The following is a 9,550-nucleotide window of genomic DNA, read 5'->3' on the forward strand; positions in this document are numbered from 1 at the left end:
ACCTCGTGGCTAGCGGACGAGCAGTGCTCCCGAGGTGCGATGGCTGGCGGTGTCCACCAGGACAAGGGAGCCCGGCAGCCGGGCCCGGGCGAACGGGCGCGTGGCCAGCGGCTCCTGCAGCACCAGTTCGACCCGGCCGATGGCGTTCGGCTCCAGTTGCGTGGCTTCCTGCTCGGCCAGCGTGTGGATGTCCAGCTGGTGCACCACCCGGCGCACCTTGGCCTTGACCCAGCGGTGGCCGTGCAGCGCCCAGTAGGCGCGGCCCGCCACCAGCGGCTCGTCGTCGAGCCAGGCGATGGTGCCGGCCACCTCGCGCACGGCCTCCGGCGCTTCGGGCGCAAGCAGCCAGTCGCCGCGCGAGACGTCGACCTCCCGGTCGAGCACGATGCCGGCGCTGTGCCCCGCGGCGATCGCGCGGGGACGGCGCACCGCATCGATCACCTGGGCCACGACGGCGGTCTGGCCGGACGGCATCACGCGCACCTGCTGCCCCGGCGCGACGCTGCCGGTGGCCACGCGGCCCCAGAACACGCGCCGGCCCTGCGAGGTGTCGGCCGAGCCGGAGAACTTCTCGACCCACTGCACGGGGAAGGCGAACGCCTCGTCCGTCTCGGCGGCGGTGACCGGCAGGCTTTCCAGCACCTGCAGCAGCGAGGGCCCGCCGTAGCCGGCCCAGCCGGCGGCCGGGCGGACCACGTTGTAGCCCTGCAGGGCCGAGATCGGCACGACGGCGCGCGGCTGGATGCCCGCGGCCTCTGCGAAGGCCGCCAGCGCGCCGGCGATGTGGCGGAACGCCAGGGCCGGGTCGTCCACCGCGTCCAGCTTGTTGACCGCGAACACGATCGACGGCACCCGCAGCAGGTGCGCCAGCAGCGAGTGGCGGCGGGTCTGGGACAGCAGCGCCAGCCCGGCGTCGGCCCAGCGCAGCTTGGTCGCGTCCACGAGCACGACCGCCGCGTCGGCGCTGGAAGCGGCCGTCACCATGTTGCGGGTGTACTGCTCGTGGCCGGGCGCGTCACCGATGATGAACTTGCGTCCCGGCGTGGCGAAGTAGCGGTAGGCCACGTCGATGGTGATGCCCTGCTCGCGCTCGGCGGTCAGGCCGTCCGTCAGCAGGGCCAGGTCGGTGGCGCCGGCGCGCTGGACACCGGCCAGCTGGTCCTGCAGCACGGCCTGGCTGTCGACCAGCAGGCGGCCGATCAGGGTGCTCTTGCCGTCGTCGACCGAGCCACAGGTGATGAAGCGCAGCGCCGCGGCGTGGTCGTCGCCGGCCTGCGCCACGGCCTGGCGCAGCTCGTCGGATGTGCTCGCGTCCATCAGAAATACCCGTCCTTCTTGCGCTTTTCCATCGACGCATCCGAGGTCTTGTCGTCCATCCGCGTCGCACCCCGTTCGCTCACCTCGGCCGTCACGGTCTCGGCCACGACCTCTGCGGCATTGGCGGCAGGGCTGGCCACCGGACAGGTGCAGGTGATGTCGCCCACGGTGCGGAAGCGCACCGTGCGCGTGACCACCGTCTCGCCCTCGCGTGGCGGCGTGAGCTCGGTCACCGGGACCAGCAGTCCCTTGCGCTCGACCACCTGACGCTGGTGCGCGTAGTAGATCGAGGGCAGCTCGATGCGTTCGCGCGCGATGTACTGCCAGACGTCCAGCTCGGTCCAGTTGGAGATCGGGAACACCCGGAAGTGCTCGCCTGGCTGCAGCCGCGTGTTGAACAGGGTCCACAGCTCGGGACGCTGGGCCTTCGGCTGCCACTGCCCGAAGCTGTCGCGGTGCGAGAAGATGCGCTCCTTGGCGCGGGCCTTCTCCTCGTCGCGGCGGGCGCCGCCGATCAGCGCGTCGAAGCGGAATTCCTCGATCGCCTCCAGCAGCGTCACCGACTGGTGCACGTTGCGCGACTCGCCGGGATGCGCCAGCCGCACCGTCCCGCGCTTCATGGAATCCTCGACGCTGCGCACGATCAGCTCGGCGCCGAGCTCCCGGGCACGGTGGTCGCGAAACGCCGTGACCTCGGGGAAGTTGTGTCCCGTGTCGATCATCAGCAGCGGATACGGCAGCCGGCCGCTGCCGAACGCCTTCTCGGCGCACTTGAGCAGCACCAGCGAATCCTTGCCGCCCGAGAACAGCAGGGTGGGGCGCTCGAAGGCGCCTGCCACTTCGCGCAGCACGAAGATGGCCTCTTCCTCGAGCGCGTCGAGGTGGCGGTTCGAGAGCTGCGTCAGCAGCTGCGGTTCCACGCGCGCGTTCATGCGGCGACTCCCTCTTTGGACTTCACGTGCAGGCCGCATTCCTTGGCGGCCTCGTCTTCCCACCACCAGCGGCCGGCGCGGAAATCCTCGCCCAGGCTGATGGCGCGCGTGCACGGCGCGCAGCCGATGCTGGGATAGAACTGGTCGTGCAGCGGGTGGTAGTCGACGCCGTTGTGCGCGATGTAGTGCCACACGTCGCCCCAGGTCCAGTCGGCCAGCGGGTTGAACTTGGTGCGTGGCTCGCTGGTGTCCACCAGCGGCACGTCGGCACGCGCGGCCGACTGTTCGCGGCGCAGGCCGGTGATCCAGGCCCGCTGGTCCTGCAGGGCGCGCTGCAGCGGCTCGACCTTGCGCAGGTGGCAGCAGGCCTTTCGCAGCTCGATGCTGCGGTACATCGGCTCAGCGCCCTCGCGCCGCACGAACTGCACGACGGCTTCCTGGACCGGCCGGTACACCTCGACGGGCGCGCGCGAGGTGGCCTTCAGGCGCTCCAGCACCGCCAGCGTCTCGCCGTGCAGCATGCCGGTCTCCAGCACGAACACGGGGATGTCCAGCTCGAGCGCGTTGATCAGGTGGGTGATCACGATGTCCTCGGCGCCCAGGCTGTTGGCCTGCTTCAGGGGCGAGAACTCGGCGGCCGCCCGGATCAGCAGCTGCTGCGTCTCGGCCAGCTTGCGCTCGTAGTCCCTGGACGGACGGGCGTGCAGCTCGGTGGCCCGCACCGTGGCCGGTGCACCCCGCAGCGCCTGCACCGCACCGGATGCCCCCGCTTCCTGGAGCGTCCCGGCCATCGTCACGCGGCCCTCGCGAAATGCGGCTCGCGCACCTGCACGTCGCCCTGGTAGAAGGCGGCGAAGCGGTCGAACTGCCGCTGGGCGTGGGCGATGTCCTGGTCCTCGCGCAGCACCGCGCTGGAGAACCCCGTGCGCTGCATGTGCACCAGCTGGTCGATCAGCACCGCGCCGACGGCGCGGATCTCGCCCGTGAAGCCGCGCCGGCGCAGCGTCACCGCCTGGCTGTACGCGCGGCCGTCGGTGAACTTGGGAAATTCCAGTTCGATCACGCGGGCCGCATCCAGCTCCAGGGTGTCGACGTCGGCGTCGTTCGTGACACGCACGACGCCGGGCTGTGCGCCCAGGGCGGCGTACTGGGACGCGGTGAGGATGTTCAGGGTGCGGACCGTCATTGGAGAGCCTCCGCCCGGCAGGGGGCGTCGATCGGATGGAGCGTGGCCTGCGGCGTCATGCAGCCTCCCGCTCGGTGAAGCGCGCGCCGTTGGCGGCGGCCTTGAAGGAGTCCAGCCCGACGCGGCGCAACGTGGCGATGAAGGTCTCGAAGCGGCCGTCGATGCTGATGCGCTCGCGGCGGTAGGTGTCCAGCACGGCTTCGATCACCTCGGGGACCTCAGCGGCCGAGAACGAGGGGCCGACCACCTTGCCGGGGGTGGCGGGACCCGACAGGTGCGAACCGTCGGCGCCGCCCAGCGTGACCTGGTACCACTCCTTGCCGTCCTTGTCGACGCCCAGGATGCCGATGTGGCCGGCGTGGTGGTGGCCGCAGCTGTTGATGCAGCCGGAGATGTTCAGGTCGATCTCGCCGATGTCGTACAGCTCGTCCAGGTCCTGGTAGCGCTGGGTGATGGCCTCGGCGATCGGGATCGAGCGCGCGTTGGCCAGCGAGCAGAAGTCGCCGCCCGGGCACGAGATCATGTCGGTCAGCAGGCCGATGTTCGGACGGGCCAGGCCCAGCTTGCGCGCGGCGGCATACAGCTCGGGCAGGTCGTCCTGGTGCACCCAGGGCAGCAGCAGGTTCTGGCTGTGCGTCACGCGGGCCTCGCCGGAGGAGAACCGATCGGCCAGTTCGGCCGCGGCGGCCAGCTGGTCGGCATCGGCATCGCCGGGGGCCTGGCCCAGCCGCTTGAACGACAGCGTGACGGCCCGCAGCTGCGGGTTGCGGTGCGCGTGCACGTTGCGCTGCAGCCAGCGGTCGTAGGACGGGTCGGCTTCGGCGTCCGCACGCACGATCTCGTGCAGGCGCGCGTCCTTGCGGGCCGGCTGCACGGCAGGCGCCACGAAGTTGGCGGCCACGCGGTCGTACTCGGCCTGGGTGATCGTGTGCGGGGCGCCGGCGGCCTGGATGGCGCGGAATTCTTCCTCGACCTGGTCGATGTAGCGCTGGCCCTCGGCCTTCACCAGGATCTTGATGCGGGCCTTCCAGAGGTTGTCGCGGCGGCCATAGCGGTTGTAGACGCGGATGCAGGCCTCGACGTAGTTCAGCATCTGGTTCCAGGGCAGGAACGGGCGCACCACGCTGCTGATGATGGGCGTGCGGCCCATGCCGCCGCCCACGTTGACGCGGAAGCCCAGCTCGCCGGCCTCGTTCTTCAGCAGCTGCAGGCCGATGTCGTACCAGCCGGTGGCCGCGCGGTCTTCCTCGGCGCCGTTGAGCGAGATCTTGAACTTGCGCGGCAGGAAGGCGAACTCGGGATGCAGCGTGCTCCACTGCCGCAGGATCTCGGCGAACGGGCGCGGGTCGGCGATCTCGTCGGGTGCGATGCCGGCCAGTTCGTCGGTGCAGATGTTGCGGATGCAGTTGCCGCTGGTCTGGATGCCGTGCATGTTGACGCTGGCCAGCAGGTCCATGACGTCCGCGCTCTTGACCAGCGGGATCCAGTTGAACTGCACGTTGGTGCGCGTGGTGAAGTGGCCGTAGCCGGTCTTGAGCCGGGTCACGACCGGGGTGCCGCCGGGCACCGGAACCTCGCCCAGCGCCAGCTGCTTGTCCTGCGCTTCCTGCAGGAGGGCGGCGTCCGGGCGGTCGTAGTCGCGGGCAATGGTCGACAGCGCCCGCAGCTGCGCGCTGGAGATCTCGCCGTAGGGCACCGCCACCCGCAGCATCGGGGCGTAGCGCTGGAGGTACCAGCCGTTCTGCAGCCGCAGGGGACGGAAATCCTCGTCGGTGAGCTGCCCGGCCAGGTTGCGCTCGAGTTGGTCGCGGTACTGGGCGGCGCGCGCGCGCACGAACTGCTTGTCGAACTCGGTGTACTGATACATAGGGCCGCGATTGTGCCGGGGGCCCTTATGGGAGCAAACGAACTTTTTCTTCTCGCCTTATCCGGATAAGCATATGCCCCAGACATGGCGCGGGCCTGTGCGGCGTTCTTTGCTCATGCCGGATAAGGAGATTCCCGGCTCGGCTGCTGGCGGGCGACGTCCAGCGCCGCGGCCATCCGCACCGGAAGTGGCAGGGGCTCGCCGTGCAGCCGCGCCGTGAGCAGCTCGGCGCACAGCCAGGCGAAGGTCAGGCCGCGCGATCCCATGGCGGTGCTCACCCAGAGGCCCGGCTCGAGCTCCCCCAGCAACGGGCGGCGATCGGTCGAGGCGCAGCGCACGCCGGTCCAGGCGCGCACCCGCCCGTGCGCGAACGCGGGCGCCAGCGCCGAGCCGACCTCGGGCACCAGTTGCTGCAGCCGCTCCAGGTTGGCCTGGTGCTCGGCCGGGCGTTCGTCCAGGGCCCGGTCTCCGCGCACGTAGCTTGAGCCGCTGAGCCAGGCAGGCTCGCCGTCGAGCGGCACGCACGGCAGGAAATGGCCATTGCCGTTGACCGGGGAGGGCGCCAGCGGCGCGTTGCGGTCCAGCGGCGCCCAGCTCACCTGGCCACGCACCGGCTGCACGACGATGCGGCCGCCCAGCAGCGGCGCGCTGTCCAGTGCGCCGGCCACCACCGCCAGCTGCGCCTGCGCGAGCGCCGCGCCGTCGGCGTCCAGTGCGGCCCAGCCCTCGGCCAGGCGCTGCAACCGTGCCACCTGTTGCCCGCCGTTCCACTGCACGCCCGGCTGGCGCAGCCACGCCTCGACCAGCCGGGCCGGCTTGATCCAGGCGCCGGCCTGGTGGTGCAGGCCCTCGGGCCGGGCTTCCTGCCAGGGCACTGCCTCGGGCCCGAGGTCGGCCGCTGCGCGGGCCTGCGGACTGCGGCGCTCCAGCACACCGGTGGGCGCCCAATCCTCGCCTTCGCGCAGTCGTTGCGCCACCTGCTGCAGCGTCATGCGCACGCCGGCGCGCGACAGGCGCGAGAGCAGGCCGTCATCGGGCGAGGTGTGCGGCGCCAGCAGTCCGGCAGGAAGGCCGGACGCACCTGCCGCTGGTCGGGTCGAGCGGTCCAGCACCTGCACCTGCCAGCCGCGCCGCGCCAGGCTCGCGGCCGCCGACGCGCCGGCCAGGCCGCCGCCGACCACGAGTGCCGTGCCGGCTCGCGCGCCCTCGGGCCAGGGTGCCTGCCGCAGCACCCAGGGTGGGTCGTAGCGGCCGCGCAGGCATTCGCGCTTGGGCGGCAGCCCCGGCACGCGCTCGACCTGGAAGCCGCACTGCTGCAGATCGCGGCGCACCTGGCCGGCAACGGTCCAGGTGGCGACGCAGGTGCCGCGCCGGCACAGCCGCGCCACCGCCCTCAGCGTGGCCGGCGCCCACAGCTGGGGATTGCGCTGTGGATCGAAGCCATCGAGGAACACGGTGTCGGCGGCGAACGCCAGCTCGGCCAGCACCGCCCTGGCGTCGCCAATGCCGATGGTCAGCAGCACCTGGCCCTGCTCGAACGACAGCCGGTGCAGGCCCGGCACCAGGCCCCACCAGGCGCGTGCCAGCGCGGCGGCCAGTTCGGCCAGTTCGGGATGCGCCGAGGCGCTGCGCAGGAGGTCCTGCGCCGCCACCGGGAACGCCTCGCACGACACGAAGTGCAGCAGGCGCGGCCGGTGCGGATCGTCCTTCCAGGCGCGCCAGGTTGCCAGGAAGTTCAGCCCGAGGCCGAAACCGGTCTCCAGCACGGTCCAGCGCGGTCGATCCGACCAGGCGGCCGGCAGCCCGCTGCCCTGCAGGAAGACGTGGCGGGCCTGCGCGAGCGCGCCGCTGGTGCTGCGGTAGACATCGCCGAAGCGCAGGCTTCGCGGCACGCCATCGGCGGACCAGTCGACCGGCTCGGGCACGGAAGCGGAGCGCAGACGCCGGCGCTAGGCGCTGGGCGGAACGTAGCCGGCCGCCGTGTCCGCGCCGCTGCCGAAGAAGTGGTTTTCCATCTGGCGCTTGAGGTACTCGCGGGCACGCTGGTCGGCCAGGTTCAGGCGGTTCTCGTTGACCAGCATCGTCTGCTGCTTGAGCCAGGCGGCCCAGGCCTCCTTGCTCACGTTCTCGTAGATGCGCTTGCCCAGTTCGCCGGGGTACGGCGGGAAATCCAGGCCCTCGGCTTCGCGGCCGAGCTTGATGCATTGAACGGTGCGCGCCACGTCAGCGCCTCCTGATTAGCTTATTCGGATAAACAACTGAGAACTTGTTCGTTCCAGTTCCGGGCGGGGAGCTGAAGAATCCGCGCTGTCACAGAACGGATGACCCCCATGAGCCTTCGCCGCGACTTTATCAAGATTCCCCTGGCCGCCGTCCTCGGCGGCGCATTGGGCCTCGGTGCCACCGCGCTGCATGCGCAGCAGCCGGCGCTCACGCTGCTGAACGTGTCGTACGACCCGACGCGGGAGCTGTACGTCGAGTTCAACCAGGCATTCGCGAAGTACTGGAAGGGCAAGACCGGCCAGGACGTTACGATCAAGCAGTCGCATGGCGGCTCGGGCAAGCAGGCCCGCTCGATCATCGACGGGCTCGATGCGGACGTGGCCACGCTCGCGCTGGCCGGTGACACCGACGCGCTGGTGAAGAACGGCGGCTGGCTGTCGGCCGACTGGCAGAAGCGGCTGCCGCACAACGCGTCGCCGTACACGTCGACCATCGTGCTGGTGGTGCGCCAGGGCAATCCGAAGGGCATCAAGGACTGGGATGACCTGGTCAAGCCCGGCATCAGCGTGATCACGCCCAATCCCAAGACCTCGGGCGGCGCCCGCTGGAACTACCTGGCCGCCTGGGAGTTCGCCAAGCGCAAGTACGGCGGCGATGCCAAGGCCAGGGAGTTCATCGCCCGCCTGTTCGGCAACGTGCCGGTGCTCGACACCGGGGCGCGCGGCTCGACCATCACCTTCGCGCAGCGCGGGCAGGGCGACGTGCTGATCGCCTGGGAGAACGAGGCCTTCCTGCTGGAAAAGGAGTTCGGCACCAAGTTCGACATCGTCGCGCCGTCGATCTCGATCCTGGCCGAGCCGGCCGTCGCGGTGGTCGACCGGAACGTCGACCGCAAGGGGACGCGCGCCGTGGCCGAGGAGTACCTGAAGTACCTGTACACCGAGGAAGGCCAGGACATCATCGGCAAGAACTTCTACCGGCCGGCGGTCTCGCAGAAGGCGCAGGCCAAGTACGCCAAGCAGTTCCCCAAGCTGAACCTGTTCACCATCGACCAGGCGTTCGGCGGCTGGAGCAAGGCCGACAAGGAGCACTTCGCCGACGGCGGCAGCTTCGACCAGATCTACACGCGCAAGTGAGTGGATCCCGCCGGGAACGAGCCGCCTGCGGGCGGCTTGTTTGCGTGCCTGCGCCCGAGCGGCCCGGCGGCATCGGGGCAAAGGCGGGGCAAGGCGGGGCAAGGCGGGGCAAGGCGGCGCGGGCCGCCAGCCGTCCGGCCGCCGGCCACCAGCCACCGTAGCCAGCATCGACGGCGGGCGCGGCAGGGCGGGCGCTTCAGCCTGAGGCAGACGACCCCATCGTCAGTGCGACATCTGCGTCGATCCGTATCCGCCCCTGCACGGCCGGGCAGCCGCCTCCCAGAATCGGCGCCATCCACCACCCGAACGCCCCCATGGACACCTTCCGCATCGCCGTGATGATCGGCAGCCTCCGACAGGACTCCCTGAACCGCAAGCTCGCCCTGGCCCTGGCCGGCATGGCGCCCCCGGAGTTCAAGTTCCACCACTGCCGCATCGACGACCTGCCGCCCTACAACCAGGACGACGATGGCCGGCCGCCCGAGCCTGTGCGCCGGCTCAAGACCGAGATCGCCGATGCGCAGGGCGTGCTGTTCGTGACGCCGGAGTACAACCGCTCGATCCCCGGGGTGCTGAAGAACGCCATCGACCATGCGTCGCGCCCCTACGGGCAGAGCGCCTGGGCGGGCAAGCCGGCCGGCGTGATCGGTGTCTCGGTCGGCTCGATCGGCACCGCCATGGCGCAGCAGCACCTGCGCAACATCCTGGCCTACCTGGACATGCCGACGCTCGGGCAGCCCGAGGCCTTCATCGCCAACCGTGAGGGGCTGTTCGACGACAAGGGCCACGTCGGCCTCGACGACAGCCGCAGGTTCCTGCAGACCTGGATGGACCGCTACACCGCCTGGGTGCGCGACCACGCGAAGATGTGAGGCCGCGCCCGTGCGCG

General features: G+C 70.8%; 9 protein-coding genes. 2 read left to right on the forward strand and 7 right to left on the reverse strand.

The genetic code is table 11. From position 1 onward, the window contains the following. Window positions 1–9: 9 nt before the first annotated feature. The 7 genes from VFE82_RS07650 to VFE82_RS07680 form a co-directional block, all read right to left on the reverse strand. Window positions 10–1,317: a sulfate adenylyltransferase subunit 1 gene (locus VFE82_RS07650; RefSeq protein WP_324999660.1), complete on the reverse strand. Its 1,308-nt coding sequence runs from the start codon at window positions 1,315–1,317 to the stop codon at window positions 10–12. Beyond that, window positions 1,317–2,249, reverse strand: coding sequence for a sulfate adenylyltransferase subunit CysD (gene cysD, locus VFE82_RS07655; protein WP_324999661.1), 933 nt, complete (start codon window positions 2,247–2,249; stop codon window positions 1,317–1,319). The genes VFE82_RS07650 and cysD overlap by 1 nt, the downstream gene beginning before the upstream one ends. After that, window positions 2,246–3,040, reverse strand: coding sequence for a phosphoadenylyl-sulfate reductase (locus VFE82_RS07660; protein ID WP_324999662.1), 795 nt, complete (start codon window positions 3,038–3,040; stop codon window positions 2,246–2,248). Before VFE82_RS07660 ends, cysD begins: the two co-directional genes overlap by 4 nt. Window positions 3,041–3,042: 2 nt before the next feature. Then, complete coding sequence (locus VFE82_RS07665; protein WP_324999663.1) at window positions 3,043–3,435, reverse strand: DUF934 domain-containing protein; 393 nt, start codon at window positions 3,433–3,435, stop codon at window positions 3,043–3,045. A 55-nt stretch (window positions 3,436–3,490) separates the two neighbouring features. Further along, window positions 3,491–5,302, reverse strand: a complete 1,812-nt coding sequence (locus VFE82_RS07670) for a nitrite/sulfite reductase (protein ID WP_324999664.1) — start codon at window positions 5,300–5,302, stop codon at window positions 3,491–3,493. Between the two features lie 113 nt (window positions 5,303–5,415). Then, a complete protein-coding gene (gene mnmC / locus VFE82_RS07675; protein ID WP_324999665.1) occupies window positions 5,416–7,227 on the reverse strand; it encodes an FAD-dependent 5-carboxymethylaminomethyl-2-thiouridine(34) oxidoreductase MnmC in 1,812 nt (603 codons plus the stop codon). Between the two features lie 24 nt (window positions 7,228–7,251). After that, complete coding sequence (locus VFE82_RS07680) at window positions 7,252–7,524, reverse strand: oxidative damage protection protein (RefSeq protein WP_324999666.1); 273 nt, start codon at window positions 7,522–7,524, stop codon at window positions 7,252–7,254. 108 nt (window positions 7,525–7,632) lie between these two features. On the opposite strand from VFE82_RS07680, the gene VFE82_RS07685 reads away from it, so the two are divergent. Together VFE82_RS07685 and VFE82_RS07690 are read left to right on the forward strand one after the other, a co-directional pair. Beyond that, window positions 7,633–8,661, forward strand: a complete 1,029-nt coding sequence (locus VFE82_RS07685; protein ID WP_324999667.1) for a sulfate ABC transporter substrate-binding protein — start codon at window positions 7,633–7,635, stop codon at window positions 8,659–8,661. A 314-nt stretch (window positions 8,662–8,975) separates the two neighbouring features. Next, window positions 8,976–9,533: an NAD(P)H-dependent oxidoreductase gene (locus VFE82_RS07690; protein ID WP_324999668.1), complete on the forward strand. Its 558-nt coding sequence runs from the start codon at window positions 8,976–8,978 to the stop codon at window positions 9,531–9,533. Window positions 9,534–9,550: the final 17 nt, after the last annotated feature.

It is taken from the genome of Ramlibacter sp., assembly GCF_035655895.1.
GTDB lineage: Bacteria > Pseudomonadota > Gammaproteobacteria > Burkholderiales > Burkholderiaceae_C > Ramlibacter.